General features: G+C 59.1%; 18 protein-coding genes. 9 read left to right on the top strand and 9 right to left on the bottom strand.

The features are described from left to right. Positions 1–298: 298 nt before the first annotated feature. Complete coding sequence (gene miaB, locus HLUCCO03_RS07600; RefSeq protein WP_027832706.1) at positions 299–1,645, bottom strand: tRNA (N6-isopentenyl adenosine(37)-C2)-methylthiotransferase MiaB; 1,347 nt, start codon at positions 1,643–1,645, stop codon at positions 299–301. 351 nt (positions 1,646–1,996) lie between these two features. Here miaB and trmH point away from each other — a divergent pair, with 351 nt between their 5' ends. Further along, complete coding sequence (gene trmH / locus HLUCCO03_RS07595; protein WP_027832705.1) at positions 1,997–2,734, top strand: tRNA (guanosine(18)-2'-O)-methyltransferase TrmH; 738 nt, start codon at positions 1,997–1,999, stop codon at positions 2,732–2,734. Positions 2,735–2,881: 147 nt separating this feature from the next. On the opposite strand, the gene HLUCCO03_RS07590 is transcribed toward trmH, so the two are convergent. The 4 genes from HLUCCO03_RS07590 to HLUCCO03_RS07575 all read right to left on the bottom strand — a co-directional run bounded on the left by HLUCCO03_RS07590 (position 2,882) and on the right by HLUCCO03_RS07575 (position 7,373). Then, entirely contained in the window at positions 2,882–3,898 is a 1,017-nt protein-coding gene (locus HLUCCO03_RS07590) for a nucleoid-associated protein (RefSeq protein WP_027832704.1), read from the bottom strand. A 336-nt stretch (positions 3,899–4,234) separates the two neighbouring features. Beyond that, positions 4,235–5,893, bottom strand: a complete 1,659-nt coding sequence (gene cysN / locus HLUCCO03_RS07585) for a sulfate adenylyltransferase subunit CysN (RefSeq protein WP_027832703.1) — start codon at positions 5,891–5,893, stop codon at positions 4,235–4,237. Position 5,894: 1 nt separating this feature from the next. Continuing rightward, positions 5,895–6,803 carry a sulfate adenylyltransferase subunit CysD gene (gene cysD / locus HLUCCO03_RS07580; RefSeq protein WP_027832702.1) on the bottom strand — a complete coding sequence of 303 codons (909 nt, stop codon included), beginning with the start codon at positions 6,801–6,803 and terminating at the stop codon, positions 5,895–5,897. Between the two features lie 165 nt (positions 6,804–6,968). After that, on the bottom strand, positions 6,969–7,373 hold the full coding sequence (locus tag HLUCCO03_RS07575; protein ID WP_027832701.1) for a PilZ domain-containing protein: 405 nt from the start codon (positions 7,371–7,373) through the stop codon (positions 6,969–6,971). A 400-nt stretch (positions 7,374–7,773) separates the two neighbouring features. Here HLUCCO03_RS07575 and rimO point away from each other — a divergent pair, with 400 nt between their 5' ends. After that, complete coding sequence (rimO, locus tag HLUCCO03_RS07570; protein ID WP_027832700.1) at positions 7,774–9,117, top strand: 30S ribosomal protein S12 methylthiotransferase RimO; 1,344 nt, start codon at positions 7,774–7,776, stop codon at positions 9,115–9,117. Positions 9,118–9,576: 459 nt separating this feature from the next. Here the strand turns inward: rimO and gatB are convergent, their stop codons facing one another. From gatB to gatC, 3 genes are read right to left on the bottom strand one after another with little or no spacing between them, the layout of a single operon-like run. Then, a complete protein-coding gene (gatB, locus tag HLUCCO03_RS07565; RefSeq protein WP_027832699.1) occupies positions 9,577–11,028 on the bottom strand; it encodes an Asp-tRNA(Asn)/Glu-tRNA(Gln) amidotransferase subunit GatB in 1,452 nt (483 codons plus the stop codon). A 36-nt stretch (positions 11,029–11,064) separates the two neighbouring features. Next, complete coding sequence (gene gatA / locus HLUCCO03_RS07560) at positions 11,065–12,522, bottom strand: Asp-tRNA(Asn)/Glu-tRNA(Gln) amidotransferase subunit GatA (RefSeq protein ID WP_027832698.1); 1,458 nt, start codon at positions 12,520–12,522, stop codon at positions 11,065–11,067. 32 nt (positions 12,523–12,554) lie between these two features. Next, complete coding sequence (gene gatC / locus HLUCCO03_RS07555) at positions 12,555–12,842, bottom strand: Asp-tRNA(Asn)/Glu-tRNA(Gln) amidotransferase subunit GatC (RefSeq protein WP_027832697.1); 288 nt, start codon at positions 12,840–12,842, stop codon at positions 12,555–12,557. A 395-nt stretch (positions 12,843–13,237) separates the two neighbouring features. Between gatC and HLUCCO03_RS07550 the strand changes: the two genes are divergently transcribed. The 7 genes from HLUCCO03_RS07550 (at position 13,238) to HLUCCO03_RS07520 (ending at position 22,529) form a co-directional block, all read left to right on the top strand. Further along, positions 13,238–14,278 carry a rod shape-determining protein gene (locus HLUCCO03_RS07550; protein WP_027832696.1) on the top strand — a complete coding sequence of 347 codons (1,041 nt, stop codon included), beginning with the start codon at positions 13,238–13,240 and terminating at the stop codon, positions 14,276–14,278. Between the two features lie 120 nt (positions 14,279–14,398). After that, on the top strand, positions 14,399–15,286 hold the full coding sequence (gene mreC / locus HLUCCO03_RS07545; protein WP_081813577.1) for a rod shape-determining protein MreC: 888 nt from the start codon (positions 14,399–14,401) through the stop codon (positions 15,284–15,286). Beyond that, positions 15,286–15,762: a rod shape-determining protein MreD gene (gene mreD, locus HLUCCO03_RS07540; RefSeq protein ID WP_027832695.1), complete on the top strand. Its 477-nt coding sequence runs from the start codon at positions 15,286–15,288 to the stop codon at positions 15,760–15,762. The genes mreC and mreD overlap by 1 nt, the downstream gene beginning before the upstream one ends. Before the next feature lie 18 nt (positions 15,763–15,780). Further along, positions 15,781–16,386: a nucleoside triphosphate pyrophosphatase gene (locus HLUCCO03_RS07535; protein ID WP_027832694.1), complete on the top strand. Its 606-nt coding sequence runs from the start codon at positions 15,781–15,783 to the stop codon at positions 16,384–16,386. After that, a complete protein-coding gene (gene rng, locus HLUCCO03_RS07530) occupies positions 16,379–17,860 on the top strand; it encodes a ribonuclease G (RefSeq protein WP_027832693.1) in 1,482 nt (493 codons plus the stop codon). Before HLUCCO03_RS07535 ends, rng begins: the two co-directional genes overlap by 8 nt. Before the next feature lie 85 nt (positions 17,861–17,945). Next, positions 17,946–21,647: an AsmA-like C-terminal region-containing protein gene (locus HLUCCO03_RS07525; RefSeq protein ID WP_292016652.1), complete on the top strand. Its 3,702-nt coding sequence runs from the start codon at positions 17,946–17,948 to the stop codon at positions 21,645–21,647. A gap of 21 nt (positions 21,648–21,668) precedes the next feature. Then, positions 21,669–22,529, top strand: coding sequence for a carbon-nitrogen hydrolase family protein (locus tag HLUCCO03_RS07520; RefSeq protein WP_036197629.1), 861 nt, complete (start codon positions 21,669–21,671; stop codon positions 22,527–22,529). Between the two features lie 12 nt (positions 22,530–22,541). Here the strand turns inward: HLUCCO03_RS07520 and yjgA are convergent, their stop codons facing one another. Next, positions 22,542–23,072, bottom strand: coding sequence for a ribosome biogenesis factor YjgA (gene yjgA, locus HLUCCO03_RS07515; protein ID WP_027832690.1), 531 nt, complete (start codon positions 23,070–23,072; stop codon positions 22,542–22,544). Positions 23,073–23,097 lie beyond the last annotated feature (25 nt).

Genomic DNA, 23,097 nt, shown 5'->3' with positions numbered 1-23,097 from the left:
CCGCATGCACAAATACAAGTAGGTCGGATTAGACGAAGTCGTAATCCGACAGATATCGGGCCATTTGCGTGTTCTCGGCTAGTGTTGGATTGCGCTTCGCTTAATCCAACCTACGTTTATCCCGTTTGGACCGTAGACACGAACAGAGTTTGCGAAGAGTGGTGGGGACACCCTCCCAAAAATGTGCGGAGCCATGGATGGCGGAGCCCAAGCGCACAGGGATGTGCTTGAAGCGTTTTTTGGGAGGGTGTCCCCACCACTCGCCAAGCACCAACCCCGGACCCATACGATCCCAGCTCTAATACATCTCAGAATTAACAGGCACACCGCGCAGAGAATTAGGCATAGCCTCCCGAATCTCCACGTCAATAAAGTGCCCGACCACCTCCGGATTCTCATGCCGGAAGTTCACGATGCGGTTGTTCTCGGTGCGGCCCGCATATTCGCCAGGGTCTTTCTTGGAAAGGCCCGTTACCAGAATGCGCTGGGTCGTACCCACCATCTTGCGGCTGATGTCCATAGCCTGCTGGTTGATCCGCTGCTGCAGGATGCTCAGGCGCTGCTTCTTCACCTCCATCGGCGTATCGTCCGGCAGATCCGCCGCCGGCGTCCCCGGCCGGGCGCTGTAGATGAAGCTGAAGGACACATCGAAGCCGATATCGTTGATCAGTTTCATGGTGTCTTCAAAGTCCTTCTCGGTTTCCCCCGGGAAGCCGATGATAAAGTCCGAAGAGAAACTGATGTCCGGGCGGATCTTGCGCAGGCGGCGGAGCTTGGATTTATACTCCAGTGCCGTGTGGCCCCGCTTCATGGCAGCCAGGATGCGGTCGGAGCCGCTCTGGACCGGCAGGTGGAGATGGCTGACCAGCTCCGGTACCTGTTCATAGGCCTCGATGAGCGAGTCCGAGAACTCCACCGGGTGGGAGGTGGTGTAACGGATACGGTCGATACCGTCGATGGTGGCGATCAGGGTGACCAGTTCGGCCATGTCCATGGTGTCGCCATCGTGGGTTTCACCACGGTAGGCGTTCACGTTCTGGCCCAGCAGGTTCACTTCCCGCACGCCCTGGCTTGCCAAATGCGCGACTTCGGCAATGACGTCATCCACTGGCCGGCTGACTTCCTCGCCACGGGTGTAGGGCACCACGCAGAAGGTGCAGTACTTGCTGCAGCCTTCCATGATGGAGACAAACGCGGAAGGGCCGTCGGCACCGGGGTCGGGGAGGTTGTCGAACTTTTCGATCTCCGGGAAACTCACATCCACCACGCCGACGCCGTTACCCTTGGCGCGCACCTCGGTAATCATGTCCGGCAGGCGGTGGAGAGTCTGCGGTCCGAAGACCATGTCCACGTAGGGTGCACGGTCGATTATGGCCTGGCCTTCCTGGCTCGCCACGCAGCCGCCCACGCCGATAATCAGGTCCGGCTTCTTGCTTTTCAGGCCTTTCCAGCGACCCAGCTGGTGGAACACTTTTTCCTGGGCTTTTTCGCGGATGGAGCAGGTGTTCAGCAGCAGGATGTCGGCGTCGTCCGGGGAGTCGGTCATTTCGACGGTTTCCCCGGTGCGCAGCAGGTCTGCCATTCTGGATGAGTCGTACTCGTTCATCTGGCAGCCATGGGTCTTGATGTACAGCTTCTTGGCCATGTTTCTCAACGTGTCTGGTGGACGGTGGTGTATGGTTTGCGCCGGGAGGTTGGGAGTGGCGCTGAAAAAAATTTAGTCGCACATTATAACGGGGTGATCAATCCGCAACCACCTTTGTCTCGGCAATCCTCTAAATCGCTTGTGGTATTATTCTTGTTTTTGGAGCACGAAGGGGTTGGGTGGGGCCTTTTGAAAACACGCCGTGAATACGTCCATGTAGGCTCGGTCGGGCCATCCATGGCCCTCCACGGTTTTCAAAAGGCCCCACCCAACCCCTTCCCGAACCGATGTGCCAAACCTGATCCGTAGGTCGGATTAGGCGAAGCCGTAATCCGACAAAAAATATCAACCATGACCCCCGAACGCCTGGCCAGAATCAAACAAACCCTCAACACCCGCCAACCCGACCTCAGCGTCCTCAGCGACCAGGTCCACAAGCCCCGCAATCTGTCGGCCATCATCCGCTCCTGCGATGCCTTCGGCCTGGCCAACATGCACGTGGTGTGGCCGCGGGAAGGCTTCCGGGCGTTCCGGAAAACCGCTGGCGGCAGCTACCACTGGGTCACCACCCATACCCATCCCTCCATGGACGATGCGGTGGCCTCGCTGAAAGGACAGGGGCACAAACTCTATGCGGCGCAGCTGTCAGACCGGGCCATCGACTACCGGGATGCGGACTTCACCGTGCCCTGCACGGTGATCATGGGCAATGAGGTGGACGGCGTCAGCGACAGCGCCGCCGAACAGGCGGATGAACACATCGTGATCCCCATGATGGGCATGGTGGAGTCCCTGAACGTCTCTTCAGCTTGCGCGATCATCCTCGCCGAGGCGCAGCGGCAGAGGAAACTGGCGGGGCTGTATGATTATCGGAGGCTGCCGGACGACGAATACAACCGCTTGCTGTTCCGCTGGTGCCAACCGGTGGTCAAACGCTACTGCGACGACCGCAACCTGCCATATCCGCCCATTGATCCGGACACCGGTGAGTTGGTTGATGGCGTTGGCTGGATGAGGGAAGTCCGAAAACTACGGGCAAACCGCCCCCGGTGGGACGATCAGGTCTCCACGGAAACAACGGAATCCTGATAGACCAGATAACTCGTGGCGTGCTCGGCCCCGGTGTGGGGTAGCATTTTCTGCCGGAAAAAGGTGTCCGAGCGCAGCGAGTTCTTTTTCCAGAAGAAAATGCTACCCCGCGGCGGGGCCAGCCCCCTAACTTAACAGGCCGAAAGTTTATTCCTCGCGGCCTTCAAGATACCGCTGCAACTGCTCCCGCAAAGCCTTGGGCAGCTTGGTAATAGTCAACGCATCGTTGTCGCGGTCATAGTAGACCGCCTGATTCACCAGATCGGACGAAAACGACACACTCATACCGCCACCAGAACCCGCAATTCTCACCAGCTTCTTGACCTTGCGATGATCCGGATGCAGCACCCCGCTCTCTGGCAACTCGGCGGTCTCGCTGGCAAACTCCTTGAACCGCTGGGGCTGATCCTCATCCAGATAGCCGGACAGCGCCTCAATCGCCACCGGCTCACCCAAAGCATGCTGCTCTTTCGAGAACTCATAGGCCCGTGCCCGGATCTTGCCGGCTTCCTCCGGCTCGGACGACCTGGCAAACGCCTCCACCGCATCCATGAACGTCAGCGTTTCCTTCTCCACATCCACCTGATTGGTAAAACCACAAAGCCGGATAAACAGCTCACCGGGCTCCCCCGCACCACGGGCATGAACCAGCGTCAGGTAATTCTCCCCGGCATTGTCACCCTGCCAGTCCTCCAGCTCGATACGCACCGCCAGATTCAGCCGGGAAAGATTCAGCACATCCGTGGTGTCTAGAGACTGCTGGCCGTCAAACCGCAACGCACTGTCGCTCTCCAGCACCAGCAGATACATCACCTCGCCATCCGCCAACGCCTCGTGCACCAGCATCAGATGCCCCTGATGTTCTTCCTGGCTGCCGTTCAACAGGTCCTGCCACTGGCCAAAAATCCGGTCGGTCAGGGACGCGAAGCTCTGCTTGTCCTCCAGGTAATCCTTCAGCCAGGCGCTGAAAGGTGATTCGCCAATGTCCTCGGAGAAACGACCGTACTTCTTGCCCGGTTTGCTGTTGAACAGGCGCTTCATCTGCTTGTGGAGGGCCTCATAATCGCCGCCTGGCTCGGCCAGGGGCTCACCGGGGCGAACCTGGGCGGGTTGTCCGGGCTGAAGCTGGCTGGCAAAGAGGGTGCGGAGGTGTTTGATGGCCATGGAGTCATCGGTCCCTTGGTTGGTAGAACGTAAGAGGTGTGAGGGTAAACCTTCAGGGGGTGGGATTGTAATGGATTTTTTGGGGTTTTGGGGAAGGTTGGGGCTTTGTGTGGGGCGAAACGGGTTTGTCGGATTACGGCCCTTTGGGCCTAATCCGACCTACGGTTTACCGTGGGGAGCATCCGAATTCAGTGTGATCGGTTTGGGGGTGGGGGTACCTTTTCTGCCAGAAAAAGGTGTCTGAGCGCAGCGAGTTCTTTTTCCAAAGAAAAGGTACCCCCACCCCCGGACCAGCCCCCAGACTCTCAGGCCATAGGGGCAATCCAGAACCCGGTCTTAAACCCGTTTGTTACGCATCAGATCCTGAATCAGCGATTGAACAGCATCGGTAATCTGCTGATCGTCATCGGCGGAAACAGACGCCGAAGCCACATCGGTACCCAGGTTCACCACAATGGCAATCAGACCATGGGCGCTGATAACCTGCGCCGAGCGGCGACGGTCGTCGGCATTACCGGTGTTGTCCTCGGTCAGAACCACAGACGTCTTGCCTTGATCAAACAGCGCCCGTTCCACCGCCAAAGCCAGCGCCGTAGCCTGCTTGCCGTTACAGGCAATAATCGCCGGCTTCTGGGCCAGACGGCGCTCACGCTCCTCGCTGGTCACCGGATCCAGAGACTCAACGGTACCGGCCGTGCCGGCAATCATGCCCGCGCCAATGGTCACGTTGGTCAGCCGGTCGATCACGATAAAGCTGCCGGTGGCGTGATTGCGCGGATAGGCGTCAAAGGCAATGGGCTGGCTCAGTGTCAGCTCGCAGAGGCCAATCTCGTTCAGCTGCAGGGCAGAGGGATTGTCGTTCTTCTCCAGGGTGTTCACATCGGTCTGGTGGAGGATCCTCTTCACCGTACCGGAGGTAAACGTGGGGCCGAGCTTGATGTCATAGAGGCGGCCGGTTTCCAGCGGCCCGTCGGTCATCCACACGATATTGGCGGTAAAGCGGTTACCCACTTCCGGCTCGTCCTCGGCCTTGACCAGCATGTCGCCACGGCTGACGTCGATCTCGTCGGCCAGGGTCAGGGTGACCGCCTGGTCAATGTAGGCCTCGTCCAGATTGCCGTCGAATGTCACCACTTCCTTGACGGTACTGGTGCGACGGGAGGGCAGGGCCATGACCTTGTCGCCGGGGCGCACAACGCCGGAGGCGATGGTACCGCAGAACCCGCGAAAGTTAAGGTTCGGGCGGGTCACATACTGCACCGGGAAGCGGAAGTGCTCCAGATTCTTGTCGTGGGAAACTTCCACCGTCTCCAGGATTTCCATCAACGGCTGGCCGGTGAACCAGGGCGTGTGCTCGCTCTTGTTGACGACATTGTCACCCTCAAGTGCGGAAATCGGCACAAAGCGGATATCCTTCAGACCCAGCTTGTTGGCAAAGGCCAGGTAGTCGTCCTTGATTTCGTTGAAGCGCTCTTCGCTGTAGTCCACCAGGTCCATCTTGTTGATGGCCACCACAATGTGGCGGATGCCCAGCAGGGACGCGATGTAGGAATGACGACGGGTCTGTGTGAGCACCCCGTGGCGGGCATCGATCATCAGGATCGCCACCTGGGCAGTCGAGGCGCCGGTTGCCATGTTGCGGGTGTACTGCTCATGCCCCGGGGTGTCGGCAATGATGAACTTGCGCTTGTCGGTAGAGAAATAGCGGTAGGCCACGTCAATCGTGATGCCCTGTTCCCGTTCCGCCTGCAGACCGTCCACCAGCAGGGCCAGGTCCAGCTTTTCGCCAGTGGTGCCCATCTTCGCGCTGTCGGTCTTGAGGCTCGCCATATGATCTTCGTAGATCATCTTGGTGTCGTGCAACAGGCGGCCAATCAGGGTGCTCTTGCCATCGTCCACGCTGCCGCAGGTCAGCAGGCGCAGCAGTTCCTTGTTCTCGTGTTGCTTCAGGTAGGCCTGAATATCTTCGGCAATCAGATCAGACTGGTGTGACATCTTAGAAGTACCCTTCCCGCTTTTTCTGTTCCATGGAGCCGGCCGAGTCGTGGTCAATCACGCGGCCCTGACGTTCGGAGCTGGTGGCCAGCAGCATTTCCTGGATGATCTCCGGCAGGGTGTCCGCCTCGGATTCAATGGCGCCGGTCAGCGGGTAGCAGCCCAGGGTGCGGAAGCGGATGTATTTCATCTCCGGCTTCTCGCCTTCCTTCAAAGGCATGCGGTCGTCGTCCACCATGATCAGCGTGCCGTCACGCTCCACCACCGGGCGCTTGGCGGCGTAGTACAGGGGTACGATCTCGATGTTTTCCAGGTAGATGTACTGCCAGATATCCAGCTCGGTCCAGTTGGACAGCGGGAAAACCCGGATGCTTTCGCCCTTGTTGATCTTGCCGTTATAGATGTTCCACAGCTCAGGGCGCTGGTTTTTCGGATCCCAGCGATGGTATTCGTCGCGGAAGGAATACACCCGTTCCTTGGCGCGGGACTTTTCCTCATCCCGGCGCGCGCCACCGAAGGCTGCATCGAACTTGTACTTGGTAAGGGCCTGCTTGAGGGCCTGGGTTTTCATCACGTCAGTGTGTTTGGCGCTGCCGTGAGTGAAGGGGCCGATGCCCTGTTTGATACCGTCTTCGTTTTTGTGGACGATCAGGTCCAGTCCGTACTCTTTGGCCTTGCGGTCCCGGAACTCGATCATTTCCCGGAACTTCCAGGTGGTGTCTATGTGCATCAGGGGAAAAGGTAGCTTGCCCGGATAGAAGGCCTTGCGGGCAAGGTGCAGCATCACCGCGGAGTCCTTGCCAATGGAGTAGAGCATGACCGGGTTGTCGAATTCGGCTGCGACTTCCCGGATGATGTGGATGCTTTCAGCTTCCAGCTGTTTGAGATGCGTCAGGTTGTAAGTGGTCATCGTATCCTGTTACCGCGTTTGCGTGCCTCTGGCGTCAGATCGAGGCTGGGCGTGTGAATGCCGTAATGATACCAGATCAGGCCATGGCATAAGAAGACGGGTAACTAGAGTTTGCTGCTATAACAATATAGCGGCGAGGTAGTGCGGTGGGCAGTGCTTAAAGGCTCAGGGCGCCGAGGTGGCAAGCAGTTTGCTGACGTAGTTGTTAACGTAGTCGAATCCGTTGCCTTCAAATTCCGCGAACTGGATACCCAGCTGGAACTGGTCGCGGGCAATGCGGCGCATATGGACGATATGACCGGTGGCCATTACGGAAACCGGTTGCTGGGCAACCACCGGGACTGAGAACGTGGCGGTAACGGATATCCAGTTGCCGGGTGCCGGTGTTTTCTGGCCGGGGACCAGCTTTTTCACGGCTTCCTGCCCGCAAAGGATCATGATTCCGGTTCGGGAGATGTTGGAGACTTCGCAGGTAAGACAGCTGCCATCGCTTTTTTCGATTCTGACTTCAGTGGCAACATCAACACGTTGCTGATTGCGAAGGTTTGGCTTGGCGGCAACTGGTTTCATAGTGACTCTTCTGGCATCTCTGGTTTCAAAGGAGGCTGCCTTACCCATCGTTCAGTCCTTTTTATACTCGCTGCTGTGCTGATTAAATACACGATAAAATCCCGCACAGTGTCATCATTTCGTAACAAGACGGATGCGGGCTGACAACAAGCGTTTATTGTTTCGGTCTTAACTTCCTGAAAGTCTAGTTGTTTGTTCGGTGATCAGCAAGTTGCCTGTCGCCAAAGCTGTCAGTTTTGTGAACTGAATGTGAACAAAGCGTCACCAATGTTGATGTATGTCAGTTCGCGATGTCCGGCTTCTGCATCTCAACGTCACTGACGGCAGCGGTCTGGCTGAGGTAAACTACTCGCCAACATTCACCTGGAGCCGATGCCGGCGCCATGATTCCGTGCAGGTTATGACAGACAAAATTTCTACCGTTCCCCAGGGTGGCGGCAAAGTAGGCTTTATCAGCCTTGGCTGCCCCAAGGCGCTCGTTGATTCAGAGCGCATCCTTACCCAGCTTCGGCTGGATGGTTACGACGTGGTACCAACCTACAACGATGCGGACATTGTTGTGGTCAATACCTGCGGCTTTATTGATGCGGCCAAACAGGAGTCCCTCGATGCCATTGGTGAAGCGATCAATGAAAACGGCAAGGTAATCGTCACCGGCTGTATGGGCGTTGAAGCTGACAAGATCCGCGATACCCATCCTGGCGTACTGGCCGTTTCCGGCCCCCATGCCTATGAGGAAGTCGTCGGCGCGGTGCACCAGTTTGTGCCGCCGAAAAAGCAACACGACCCCTTCACCGACCTGGTTCCACCCCAGGGCATCAAGCTGACGCCCCGGCATTATGCCTACTTGAAAATCTCCGAGGGCTGCAATCACCGCTGCACTTTCTGCATCATCCCTTCCATGAGGGGAGACCTGGTCAGCCGTCCCATCGGCGATGTGATGGACGAAGCCCAGCGCCTGGTGGACGCCGGCGTGAAGGAGTTGCTGGTGATTTCCCAGGACACCTCGGCCTATGGTGTGGATACCAAATACCGCACCGGCTTCTGGCAGGGCCGCCCGTTGAAAACAAAGATGCAGTCCCTTTGCGAGGCGCTGGGTGAGATGGGCGTGTGGGTGCGGTTGCACTATGTTTACCCCTATCCCCACGTGGACGACATCATCCCCCTGATGGCCGAAGGCAAGATCCTGCCTTACCTGGATATCCCGTTCCAGCACGCCAGCCCGAGAGTCCTCAAGGCCATGAAGCGCCCGGCCCATGACAGCAAAACCCTGGAGCGCATCCGTAAGTGGCGGGATATCTGCCCGGAACTGACTATCCGTTCCACCTTTATTGTGGGCTTCCCGGGTGAAACCGAGGAAGACTTCCAGTACCTGCTGGACTGGCTGGACGAGGCCCAGCTGGATCGTGTGGGTGCGTTCAAGTACAGCCCGGTGGAAGGCGCGAAGGCCAACGAGCTGGAAGGTGCGGTGCCGGAAGAGGTCAAGGAGGAGCGCCTGGCCCGTTTCATGGCAAAACAGGCCGAGATCTCAGCCGCCCGTCTGCAGGCGAAAATCGGCCAGACCATTGATGTGCTGATCGACGAAGTCGACGAAGAGGGCGCCATCGGCCGTTCCAAGGCGGATGCCCCGGAGATTGACGGCATGGTCTACCTCAACGACGAAACCGACCTGGTTCCCGGGCAGATTGTCCAGGCGGTGGTTGAGCATGCGGATGAGCATGATCTTTGGGGCCGGCTTGTGTGATTGGCCTTGTGCTGGTTTTCTAGCCTGGTTGTTGCGGGGGAGGGCGTTGGCGGATGCCCCCTCCCAAAAAACGCTACAAGCCCATCCATGGGCGCTTGGGCTCCGCCATCCATGGCTCCGCACATTTTTGGGAGGGGGCATCCGCCAACGCCGTCTATCTCCGAGTTAACGCCTAGAGCGTAGAACGTAGGTCGGATTAGGCGAAGCCGTAATCCGACAAATGGGGTCGACCGTTAACGCGGTGTCGGATTACGCTTCGCTAATCCGACCTACGGGTATAACTCCGAGGCCGAACAGGCGCGGGGCTGGAAGGGGGTTCCAAAACTGTGCGGAGCCAGGGATGGCGGAGCCCAAGCGTCACATGGATGTGCCGAAGGAGCGTGTTTTGGAACCCCCTTCCAGCCACGTGCCGTGAACTCCGAAACAACCAGGCTAGGGCCCAAGCCCAAAGCCCGAGGGTTACCCCCCAAGCTTCCGAACCAGTATCTCGTTAAACAGCTTCGGATTCCCCTGGCCCTTGGAGGCCTTCATCAGCGGCCCCATAAACCCGCCGAGCATCTTCTTCTGCTTCTTGGGGTCGGACTCCTGCTGATACTGGGCCACCTGGTCCGGCATGGAGGCGAGCACTTCGTCCACCATCTTTTCCAGCTCGCCGGTATCCGACACCTGCTTCAGGCCCTTGGCGTCGATGATGGCGTCCACATTGTCGTTTTCACCGCTCCAGAGAGCTTCGAATACCTTCTTGGCGCCCGCCGAGGAAATGGTGTTATCAGCAATGCGCACCACCAAATCACCCAGCTGGGCGCCAGTGATCGGCGACTGGGCAACCGACTTCTCCTCCGCATTCAGACGCGCCGAGAACTCGCCCTGGACCCAGTTGGAGGCCAGCTTGGCATCTTTTCCGCGCTCTGCAGCGGCTTCAAAGAAAGCAGCCAGCTTCGAGTCGCCGGCCAACAGGCCGGCGTCGTAGTCGTTCAGGCCGTACTGGTCCATGAAGCGGGCCTTGCGGGCGTCCGGCAGCTCCGGGAGGCTGTTGCGGGCCTCGTCGATGAAGGCGTCGTCGATTTCCACCGGCAGCAGGTCCGGGCAGGGGAAGTAGCGGTAGTCGTTGGCTTCTTCCTTGGTGCGCATGGAGCGGGACTCGTCCCGGTCGCCGTTGTACAGGCGGGTTTCCTGCACGATAGTACCGCCGTCTTCCAGGATATCCATCTGCCGCTCCACTTCGTGGGCGATGGCCTGCTCCATGAAGCGGAAGGAGTTCAGGTTCTTGGTCTCGGTGCGCGTGCCCAGCGTTTCGGAGCCCTTGGGCTTGAGAGATATGTTGACGTCGAAGCGCATGGAACCCTGGGACATGTCGCCGTCGCAGATGCCCAGCGAGGTCACGATACCGTGAAGCTTTTTGGCAAAGGCGACCGCCTCATCGGCGTTGGTCATGTCCGGCTCGGTCACTACCTCGATCAATGGGGTGCCGGCGCGGTTCAGGTCGATACCGGTCATGCCGTGGAAGTCTTCATGCAAGGACTTGCCAGCGTCCTCTTCCAGGTGGGCATGATGAATTCGTACCCGTTTGGTTTCACCATTGGCCAGGTCAATATCCACGTAGCCCGGGCCCACGATGGGCCGTTCCAGCTGGGTGGTCTGGTAGCCTTTGGGCAGGTCCGGGTAGAAGTAGTTCTTGCGTTCGAACACCGAGCGGCGCTCAATCTCCGCATTGACCGCCAGGCCGAACATCACCGCATAGCGGAATGCCTGCTCGTTGGGTACGGGCAGGGTGCCGGGCATGGCCAGGTCAACGGCATTGGCCTGGGTGTTGGGCTCGGCGCCGTAGGCGGTGCTGGAGCCGGAAAAAATCTTGGTCCTGGTGGCGAGCTGAACGTGAATTTCCAGCCCGATCACAATGTCCCACTGCATAGTTGCTCTCTCCTCTGTATGGGGCCTCTTTCGGGCTTATTGCGGCTCGCGCTGGTGCCAGTCGGTCACCTGCTGGAATTGATGGGCGGCGTTAAGCAGCCGGGCTTCGGAAAAGTAGTCCCCGATAATCTGCAGACCCACCGGCAGGCCGTCCACGAAACCGGCCGGCACCGACATGGCCGGAATACCCGCCAGATTGATGGCAATGGTGAACACGTCTTCCAGGTACATGGTGACCGGGTCACTGGTTTTCTCGCCCTGGACGAACGCCGGTGACGGCGTGGTCGGGCTCATCAGCACATCCACTTCCTTGAAAGCATTGATGAAATCCTGCTGGATCAGCCGGCGCACCTTCTGGGCCTTGAGGTAATAGGCATCGAAATAGCCGGCTGAGAGGGCATAGGTGCCCACCAGAATCCGCCGCTTGACCTCCTCACCAAAACCCTCGGCCCGGGTGCGGGTGTACATGTCCAGGAGATCTTTCGGGTCTTTGCAGCGGTAGCCGTAGCGGGCGCCATCAAATCGGGACAGGTTGGCGGAGGCCTCCGCCGGCGCAATCACATAATAGGCGGCAATGGCCAGGTCGGCATGGGGCAGGGAGACTTCCTTCACCGTGGCGCCCAGCTTTTCATACTCCCGGATCGCACCGCGAACCTGCTCCTCCATGGCCGCACTGAGATTGCCGGTAAAGTATTCCTTCGGCAAACCGATCTTCAGGCCTTTAAGAGGTTCGTCGAGCGTGGCGGTATAGTCAGGAACCTCACGGTCTATGGAGGTTGAATCCTTCGGATCAAAGCCGGCCATTACGTTCAGCATCAACGCATTGTCTTCCGCCGTGCGGGCCATGGTGCCGCCCTGGTCCAGGCTGGAGGCAAAGGCAATCATGCCGTAACGGGATACCCGGCCGTAGGTCGGCTTCAGCCCGGTCACGCCACACAGGGCTGCCGGCTGGCGGATTGAGCCGCCGGTATCCGTAGCCGTAGCCGCCGGCACCAGCCGCGCCGCAACCGCAGCCGCCGAACCGCCGGACGAACCACCCGGAACCCGCTTCTCACCGCGGCTGAGCCCCCAGGGATTGGTGGTGGCACCAAAGTAACTGGATTCAGTGGACGAACCCATGGCGAACTCGTCCATGTTGGTCTTGCCAAGACAAACCGCGCCGGCGTTGCGGAAGTTGGACGTTACCGTGGCGTCGTATGGCGGCACAAAATTGGCCAGCATCTTGGAGCCACAGGTCGTCGCCACACCGTTGGTGCAGAAAATGTCCTTGTGGGCAAACGGCACGCCGGTCCACGGCGTGGCCTTGCCCGCCGCCCGCTGCTCGTCCGCCGCACGGGCATCCGCCAGGGCCTGGTCTTCGGTAATGGAGATAAAACTGTTGAGTTGCTCGTCTTCTTTCCTGAGACGGCCCAGGTACTCCCGGGTCAGCTCCACACTGGAAATCTTGCCGCTTTCCAGCTCGCGGGAAAGCTCTGCTACGGACTTGTTATGCATGATCCTTCCTGATTAAGTCTCTGTTCGTCAGTTCACTCAATAACGCGCGGCACGAGATAAAGGCCATTCTCGGTAGCCGGCGCAATCGCCTGGAACGCCTCCCGCTGATTGCTCTCCGTCACCTCATCCGGGCGCAGGCGCTGGACGGCATTCAGTGGGTGGGCCATGGGCTCTACCGAATCCGTATCCGCGGCACTCAACTGATCCACCAGATCCAGAATATTGCCCAGATCCTTCTCCAGCGCCGAAACCTGCTGGTCATCCACCCGAATGCGGGCAAGAACAGCGACTTTTTCAATATCTTTACGGGAAATGGTCACATTGCCTCCCAGTAATATGAAGTTTGGGTAATTTACAAGCCCGACGAACCGGTGGCCAGTTGCTGGAACTTGTATCAGGTATTACGAGGTATGGGGGTGCCTGGGAGACTGCTTTCCAAAACTGTGCGGAGCCATGGATGGCGGAGCTCAAGCGCCACATGGATGTGCTCGAGCGTGTTTTGGAAAGCAGTCTCCCAGGCGCCCCTGCACCCAAGTCAGGAACAAAAGAGCTATGGTAACAGATTCGAACAATCGCGGGAGGGGCCAAAACAAAGGGGAAAAGCGTGAAAGGCCCCTCGGGAGCCCCGATGGTGCCTTGCCTGCAGGGGGCCTCGCTGCTAAAGTTGCCGCATCATTTCTGCGACTGCAACTCTCAGGTTGAAACTACACGAATGTTGATTAAAAGACTCCGAGGTTTATTTTCCAGCGACCTGTCCATCGACCTGGGCACCGCCAACACCCTTATCTACGTACGCGAGCGCGGCATTGTACTCAACGAGCCCTCCGTAGTAGCCATACGCACATCCGGATCCCAGAAGATGGTTGCCGCCGTCGGCGCCGAAGCCAAGCGCATGCTGGGCCGTACCCCAGGCAACATTACTGCCATTCGCCCGATGAAAGACGGCGTTATCGCAGATTTTGTCGTTACCGAGAAAATGCTCCAGCACTTCATCCACAAAGTGCACGAGAACAGCTTTATCACACCGAGCCCCCGGGTTCTGGTCTGCGTGCCCAGCAAATCCACCCAGGTAGAGCGCAAGGCCATCCGTGAATCTGCCCTCGGTGCCGGTGCAAGGGAAGTCTTCCTGATTGAAGAGCCCATGGCCGCCGCCATTGGTGCCGGCCTGCCGGTGGAAGAAGCCAGCGGCTCCATGATCGTTGACATCGGCGGTGGTACCACAGAGATTGCCATTATCTCCCTCAACGGCATCGTTTACGCCGAATCGGTTCGCACCGGGGGTGATAAGTTCGACGAAGCCATTGTTACCTATGTGCGCCGCAACTATGGCAGCCTCATTGGTGATTCCACCGCAGAGCGCATCAAGCATGAAATCGGCTGTGCCTATGAAGGCCTGGAGATCCGCGAGATCGACGTACGGGGTCGCAACCTGGCCGAGGGCGTGCCCAGGGCGTTTACCCTGAACAGCGAGGAAATCCTCGACGCACTCCAGGAATCCCTGGCCCAGATTGTCCAGACGGTCAAGAGTGCCCTGGAACAGTCGCCGCCTGAACTGGCGTCCGACATTGCCGAACGTGGCATTGTGCTGACCGGCGGCGGTGCCCTGCTGCGGGGCCTGGACAAACTGATCAGTGAGGAAACCGGCCTGCCGGTTATTATCGCCGAAGACCCGCTCACCTGTGTCGCCCGTGGCGGCGGCAAGGCGCTGGAAGTGATTGACCGCGGTGGAATCGGAATGTTCTCCCAGGAGGGCTGACCTTGACCCCGGCTTTGCGCCCCGACATCGCCTCAACCCGGCCGCCGCTCGTGAAACCTCACGGCGGCGGTTGTCGTATGGACTCCTGCCGGTCCTGCGGGAGGTTGTGCCATTAAAACCATTTTCGTACAAAGCCCCGTTCCCGGATTCAGGCTGCTGCTGGTTATTGTGCTGTCGGTGGTGTTGATTGTAGCGGACAGCCGCTTTGATCAACTCACCCAGGTTCGCAGCGCAATCGGCACGGGTCTTGCCCCGATCCACTGGTTGGGCAATGCTCCCTCCCAATTCAATGAGTGGGTCGCGAGCCTGTTTACCAGCAAGGAAGATCTCCAGGAAGAAAACGAGGCCCTTCGTGCCCGGCTGCTGATACTGGAGCGTCGGGCCCTGAAATACGCTGCCCTGGCGTCCGAGAACAACGAACTGCGCAAGCTGATGAATTCCTCTGAAGTCCTGGACGACCGCGTGATTGTCGGTGAAGTGGTGGCGGTCTCTCCGGATCCCTTCTCCCATGAAATTGTTATCAACAAGGGTAGCCGTGATGGCGTGGAAGTCGGTCAGGCGATTCTGGATGCCAATGGCCTGATGGGGCAGGTTGAACAGACCAGCAGTTTTACCTCCAGGGTATTGCTGGTGTCGGACAGCAGCCACGCGGTGCCGGTGGAAGTGGTTCGTAATGGCTTGCGGGCCGTTCTTCTGGGTAATGGCGATGCCAGTGCCCTGGAACTGGTGCATGTGCCGGATACAGCGGATATCCGGGAGGAGGATTTGCTGGTCAGCTCCGGCCTCGGCGGGCGCTTCCCGAAAGGCTACCCGGTTGCAAAAGTCGGCAGTATTACCAAGGAACAGGGCGAACCCTTTGTGAAAATTGAGGCCACCCCCCTGGCGGAACTGAACAAGAGTCGGCTCGTTCTGGTTGTATTCTCACCCGAGCAGGATGCCAATGACGAAGCCGGGGAGGCAGCCCCTGCCACTGAAATGGGTCCGGCGGAACAGGATGAGGTGCGCTGATGCTGTCAGTGATCAGTTATCCCGTTTTCGCGCTGAGCATTATACTGGCGCTGGTGCTGAGTAGTTCCCTGTTTCCGGTGGACTGGTTCGAATTCCGCCCGGAGTGGCTGGGTCTGATGGTGTTCTACTGGACATTCCGGGCCCCTGGCCAGTTTGGCATTCTGCTGGCCTGGTGCCTTGGCCTGTTGCTGGATGTCCTGGAAGCAACGCCTCTGGGCGTGAATGCCCTGGCCATGGGGGTCATTGCATTCCTGGTGCTGACGATCCATCAGCGGCTGCGCATGTACCCCTTACCCCAACAATGCCTGATGGTATTCCTGCTGCTGGGCATCAACCAGATGCTAGTGCATTTCATAAAGCAGACCCTCGGGGCAGATGACTCGGGGTTCAGCTACCTGTGGCCGGCTCTGACCAGCGCCCTTCTCTGGCCGATTGTTTGCGTGCTGCTGGATAACCTGAACCGGAAACTGGGATAGCGGAGGCCCGGACTATTCATGGCATCGATTGTTCTTGCCTCCGCCTCGCCGCGCAGGGCCGAACTGCTCAGGCAGATCGGGCTGTCATTCCGGGTCTGCGCGGCCGACATAGATGAAACACCGGCTGCCGGGGAGTCGGCGCGCCATTATGTGGAGCGGCTGGCTCGGGGAAAGGCGTTGGCGGTTCAGGCAGCAGAGCCCGGCGCCATTGTTATCGGCTCGGATACTTCCGTAGTCCTTGATGGTCGTATTCTGGGCAAGCCCGCCGACAGACAGGACGCCGCTGACATGCTGCGGCAACTGTCTGGCGCCAGCCATGAGGTTATGACCGCCGTTGCCATTGCTCACAAGAATGCCTGTGATTCATTGGTGGCCGTTACGGATGTTCGCTTCCGGTGGTTGTCAGACGAGGAGATAGACGCCTACGTGGCCACCGGTGAGCCAATGGACAAGGCCGGCGGCTATGGTATTCAGGGCCGGGGTGGTATTTTTGTAGAAGAACTCCGGGGCAGCTACAGCGCTGTAGTGGGTCTGCCCCTGCGGGAAACCGCAGAATTACTTGCCGACGCCGGATACCCGGTATGGGAAACCTGGAACAGCAGGCAGGAGAGCCGCAATGAGTGAAGAAATCCTGATCAATGTTACGCCGGTGGAAACCCGGGTGGCTCTCGTGGAGAACGGCATGCTCCAGGAGGCCTACATTGAGCGCACCAGCCGCAAGGGGATCGTTGGCAACATCTACAAGGGCAAGGTGGTTCGCGTGCTGCCCGGTATGGAAGCGGCGTTTGTTGATATCGGTCTCGAAAGGGCCGCCTTTATTCATGCATCCGATGTGGTGCCGGTTCAGCAACCGCCCAATGAGCCCGCCGATGCCCCGAAAACCGTCCCGGACATCCGTACACTGCTCCGGGAAGGGCAATCCCTCGTGGTACAGGTTACCAAGGACCCTATCGGAACCAAGGGCGCGCGGCTGACCACCCAGTTATCCATCCCCTCTCGCTACCTGGTGTTTATGCCCGGTGTCAGTCATGTGGGTATTTCCCAGCGCATCGAGGATGAAAACGAGCGCTCGCGGCTGAAATCCCTGGTGGAAGAGGGTGCAGCGGCGGACCCGGAGGTGAGCGGGGGTTATATCATCCGTACCGCGGCAGAAGCAGCCTCGGCGGAGGATCTGCTGGGTGATATGAACTACCTGCATCGCCTCAATCAGGCGATCGAGGAGCGCCTTTCCCGCAGCCAGGCACCGGCGGTGGTCTATCAGGACCTACCCCTGTTTATCCGCACCATTCGTGACCTGATTCGTCCCCAGACAGAAAAAGTGCGCATCGACAGCCGGGAAAGTCACCAGCGGGTCATGGAGTTTGTGAACGAATTTGTCACCGAGTTTTCCGATAAGGTCGAGTATTACCCCGGAGAAAGGCCGATTTTCGACCTGTATTCCGTAGAGGATGAAATCCAGAAGGCCCTCAGCCGGAAAGTTCAGCTGAAGTCGGGTGGTTACGTCATCATCGACCAGACCGAGGCGATGACCACCATCGATATCAACACCGGCGCGTTTGTGGGCCATCGCAACCTCGAGGAAACCATCTTCAAGACCAACCTGGAGGCGGCCCGGGCCATCAGCCGCCAGCTTCGGTTGCGTAACCTTGGCGGTATTATCATCATCGACTTTATTGATATGGACGATTCCGAGCATCAACGCCAGGTGCACCGCATGCTGGAAAAGATGCTGGAACGGGATCATGCCAAAACCAAGATTACCGGAGTCTCGGAGCTGGGCCTGGTGGAAATGACCCGCAAACGCACCACCGAAAGCCTGGGCCAGATCCTCTGTGAACCCTGCCCGATCTGCGATGGCCGCGGTTTCCTTAAAACCACGGAAACCGTCTGCTACGAAGTGTTCCGGGAAATTCTGCGGGTGAATCGCGCCTATGATGCGGAAAGCTATCTTGTCATGGCTTCCCAGAGCGTGGTGGACCGTTTGCTGGATGAGGAATCCGATAACGTTGCGGATCTCGAAACCTTCATCAGTAAAACCATTCGCTTCCAGGTTGAGCCATTCTACAGTCAGGAGCAGTATGATGTGGTGCTGTTGTAACGCCGAAACGACAGGCATTGACTAGGCGTGGCGGTTGTGACTGATGACATCCCGAGTGGCTGATCCAGAATCCGGACCTTTCTTTGTGCGATTATTATCCCGCCTCGCCAGCCTGATCTGGTGGTTGCTGCTGGTGGTGATTGTCCTGCTCGCCTTATACGCCGGGCTTGGCCGGCAACTCACGCAGAATATCAACGATTACCGTGCTGTTATCGAGCAGCGGCTGTCATCGGAGCTTGGCCAGGAAATCCGAATCGGCTCCCTGTCGTCCAGCTGGAACTGGCTGAACCCGACAATTATCGCCCGTGAAATCGTCGTACTGTCTGATGGCGAGGGTAATGACGTGGCAGGTTCCCTGCAAAGTGTCCGGATCGGCCTGGATTTCCTGGCATCCATGGCACGCCAGCGCATCGTGTTTGCCAACTTTGAAGCCGATGGCCTTGAACTGACGGTCAACCAGACCCGCCGAGGCGAGGTAATGGTCGAGGGGGTCGATATCCCCGAACCTGTGGCCAACGATATCGAGGTCTGGCTGGATCTGGCAGGCAAATGGCTGTCTGACCCTTCTGTCAAAATAACCCGTCTGGATCTGGGGGTCCGGGATAATAACGACCAGTTGCGACACGTGGAAATTCCGCAGCTGGATCTGGTTTACCAGCGGGGACTTTTCCATGCCTCTGGCCGGGCCATGCGCCCGGGCACTACTGAGCAGCTGGCCAGTTTCGGTCTGGTTGGCAGGCACTTCTTCCGGGGTGATTTTACCGGCCAGATATACGCTGACATCAACTCCGGGCGCCTGTTTGACGGGCTGGTCGAAGAATACGCCTGGCAGGATATCCGGGTGGAAGGCTTTGATCTGGGTGGCCAGGTGTGGCTGACATTCCGCGACGGCCTGATGGAGCAAGTCAGCGGTAACGTTGCGACACCTTACCTGCAGATCGGCGCCGGCAGCGAATCCCTGGCGCCACTGGAGGACATCCGGGCCAGTTTTGGCTGGCGCAGGCAGGATGCACCCGGCGGCCCGGAGGGTGAGCCAGCCGACAGACCCTGGTATACCACCGGCGCGTTCCACCTCAGGAATCTGCAATGGCAGTGGAACGGTGAGCCGGTTCCTCCGTTCAGCGTACGTTTCCGGCATGGCGAGGCAGGCCCCAGAATCATCGCCGACGAACTTCCGCTCCAGCCGCTGCGCCACCTGGTGTCCGGTCTTGGCCTGCTGCCGGACGGGGCCAGCAGGGCACTCGGGAACTATCGGCCGGCCGGCAAGCTCAACCAGCTGATGCTCGATCTGCCACCGGACGGGAAAGGACGGTTTGAACTGACGGCGTTGCTGAACGATGTGGATATCCGTGCCTATGGCGGTGCGCCGGGAGTGTCAGGCCTCGATGGCCGCTTTGTCATGAACAATGAGGGAGGCTTTGTCGATGCCCGGAGTGATGAGCTGACACTGGGTTTTCCCGATCTGTTCCGGGGGTTCTGGGAACTGGAAGATTTCCACGCCGGTGTGGCGTGGCAATCCGAGGGGGATATTCTGCGAGTCTTCTCGGATGATATCAGCATGGTTTATGGAGGTAATACTGGCCTGACAGGTGCGTTTGACCTGCGTATGGACCGGCAGGGCGAAGACAACCTTGGCCTGAGAGTGGGCGTCCGCGACGGAACCGCCGACATGCTGGCAGACTTTGTGCCGGTCAGGGCCGTCGACCCGGGGCTGTACGAGTGGCTGACAACTGCCATCAAAGAGGCCGATGTAACCAGTGGTGAATACTTCGGCCATGGGCTGATCAATCGGGATGCCCCGAGGGGCTCTTTTGTGTCCTCCATGGTCTACCACTTCGAGAACGGCACCGTTGAATACGATGAACGGTGGCCTGAGGTCACAGACGCCTCCGGCACGGTCCACGTCCAGAATGGTCAGACCCGGGTGGATGTGGCATCCGGCCGTACCGGAGGACTTGAACTCGAGCCGGGGCAGGTTAGGGTCGAGCCCGGCGAAGAGGATGTCCTTGTCTATGTGGATGCCGCGGCGCCGGTTCCCGGTGAGGCGGTCGCGTACTGGCTGGAAAACAGTCCGCTGGGGGAGATGGCCGGGGAGGCCGGCAGGAGTATACGGCTGGAGGGTAACTATTACCTTGACCTCGGGCTGGGACTGCCACTGGATTCAGACTCGCCAGCTGACATCCGGGCCACCGTACAGGCCAATGAAGGTTCATTGAGTTACACCCCGGCCGATCTGCAGTGGACGCAGATCAACGGGGAACTCTCATACAGTACAGAGGACGGATTCTCTGACCAGCCCGTGCGGGCGAACTTCATGGGGTCTCCGGTGACCGTGTTGTTGCGCCGGGGCGATTCAGGTAACGCCTTGAATATCCGCCAGTACGGCCGTCTCGGTATCAGTAACCTTGTGGCCGGGAGCGCGCTTCCCGAGGGAATGGACCTGGGGCTGAGTGGCGATTTTGGCTACCAGGCAACCCTGGATGTTTCGCCGGGCAGGACTTCGGCCGTCAAAGTGTATTCGGATCTGTCCGGACTCGCCGTCGGCTGGCCCGAACCCCTGGCCAAGGAAGCCGACGCGGAAGCACCCATCAGTGCACGAATAGAGCCGGGAGATGACACTGGAGTGAATGTGTCTGTTGACTGGCCGGATCGCCTGAAACTGGATCTGTTCTGGCAGCCGGATAACCTGGAGTTGGCCCTGGACACTCTGTTTCTGGGGGACCAGAAGCTGACCGATATTGACGTTTCCGCCCGCCGGGACAACGGATTCTGGTCCGTTGACACAGAGTCTGAATGGCTTGCCGGAACCCTTAACTGGCCGCCCGACGACAGACCGATCACTGTTGATCTTGCCCGGCTGAAGCTCGCCCGGGGTGACGACAGGGCGGACGAGGAGATACCGTTGTTGCCGGATTCGGAAGAACAGATACGCGCTTTCCGGGAACTGGGAATGGAAAACTGGCCGGATATTGACCTTCGAATTGCCAGTCTTCAGCTGGACGATGATGATGCGGGAACCTGGTCCCTTGGAATCCGCCCGGAGGCCACCCAGCTCCGGGTACAGGATATCGCCGGAACGCTGAAGTCTCTGACCCTGGGCGGAGAGCTGACCTGGAGTATCGCCGGCAATCGTGAAACCACGCGGTTCCTGGGCGACATCAGCGGCGAGTCCCTGGCGGATCTGGGCAATCTGTTCGGCACAGAGATACCGTTCCGCAGCGAGAACACGGCGGTCAATATGGATATTGACTGGTCGGGGCGACCCAATGAGTTTGATCTGTCCGCGCTCAGCGGTTCGGTGAGTGCGCGCTTCGACGATGGCGTTATCCTCGAGGGCAACAATACGGCACAACTGTTCCGGGTGTTCAATCTGCTGAACTCCGACACCCTCTGGCGCCGGTTGCAGCTGGATTTCTCGGACCTGTACGAGGCCGGGGTGGCGTTTGATGCAATCTCTGGAAAGGCGAGTATGGTCAACGGCCTGTTGACCCTTGATCCCGAGCTCCAGGTTGTCGGCCCATCCGGCGCTTTCAAGCTTACCGGCACAACCAACATGATTGAGGAAACCCTCGACATGAATATGGTGGTGGTGCTGCCGCTGACACAGAACCTGCCACTGGCCGCATTGCTGATGGGCGCCGGTGCCCCCATCGGTGGCGCTCTCTTTGTCCTGGACAAAGTATTGGGCGACCCATTGAGTAAACTGACCAGTGCAACCTATAGTGTCAGTGGAAACTGGGACGAACCCGAGGTTCGGCTCAGGCGGGTATTTGATACCGGCCAGTAATAGTGATCCGGAGGACAATCGATGTCAGCGCAGGTGAATCAGGCAGTGGACAGGCAGGCAAACAGGGTTTCGGCCATTCAGATGGTGAGCACCCATGACATTGCCGGCAACCTCAGGGAGGCCGAGCGTTTGCTGGCCGAGGCAGCGGCATCGGGGGCCGGCATGGCGGTACTGCCGGAAAATTTTGCCGTTCTGGCGACAAAGCAGATGATCGGGTGTGGCCGTCGCGAGGCTGACCCGGATAACCTGATACGCCATTTCCTGGCCGAGCAGTCCGCCCGGCTGGGTATCTGGATTGTCGGCGGCTCACTGCCCATCGCCTCCCGGCCTGACGGCTCCACAGTCAGGGATCGTGTCAGGGCCTGTTGCCTTGTCTACAACAGCGAGGGCGAGGAAGTTGCCCGATACGACAAGATCCATTTGTTCGATGCCACTGTGGAAGACGCCCAGGGCCAGTACCGGGAATCTGATACCTTTGAGCCCGGTGAAGACGTGGTTGTGGTCGACACCCCCGCCGGCCGGCTTGGACTGGCAATCTGCTACGACCTGCGTTTTCCCGAGCTGTTCCGCAAGTTACGGGAGCAGGGCGCCGAGTGGGTGTCCCTGCCCAGTGCTTTCACCTGGAACACCGGTGATGCCCACTGGCACCCGCTGCTGCGGGCCAGGGCCATCGAGAACCAGATCTGGATGGTGGCGCCGGGGCAGGGTGGCCAGAACAGTGAGCGGCGGCGGACCTACGGCCACAGCATGATCGTCGATCCCTGGGGCCGGGTGGTGTCGGAGATTGGCGAAGGGCCGGGGGTGGTCACCGCAGATCTGGACCAGGAGCGGCTCCGCGAGATACGGGCGCGCATGCCGGTCTGGGAGCACCGGAAGCTCTAGGTAAACCGCCGGTCAGCCGCCGGCGGACTCCGCGTCGTCAATGCACTCCCGCAGGTAGCGGAACAGCTTTCGCGGCTGGCCGGTGTTTTTCTCTTTCTGTACATCCCGGCGGGCATTACGGGCCAGGTTGCGCAGATGCTGGATATCGGCGGTGGTGCAATAGTTCAGGAATTCTCCCACGGCCGAGTCGCCCTCCTCGATCATCCGGTCGCGCCAGCGCTCTGCCAGGTGATGCCGGCGGGTGTGTTCCTCGCTGCCGGCATCGAAGGCATCAATGGCACGGGTCAGGCCTTCCGTGTCATCCTCCTGGCGAATGATCTTGCCGATATACTGCAAATGCCGCCGGCGGGCTTCGTTCTGACGAATGCGACGGGATTCCTCAATGGCCGCACGCAGGGTCCCGCTGATGGGCAGGGTGTCGAGCTGATCATTACTCAGGTCCAGCATGCGCTTGCCCAGGTCCTGAAGCTGGTGCATCTCCCGTTTGAGCTGGGATTTGCTGGGGCCGGAGTATTCGGGGCGGTCGTCTTGAATATCGTTCATGAAGTGTCCGTTTTGTCGGATGACG

Origin of the sequence: Marinobacter sp. HL-58, from assembly GCF_001314605.1 — a bacterium.
Classification (GTDB): Bacteria; Pseudomonadota; Gammaproteobacteria; order Pseudomonadales; family Oleiphilaceae; genus Marinobacter.
The sequence above is the reverse complement of the archived record's forward strand: the minus strand, read 5'-3'. Positions and strand labels throughout refer to the sequence as shown.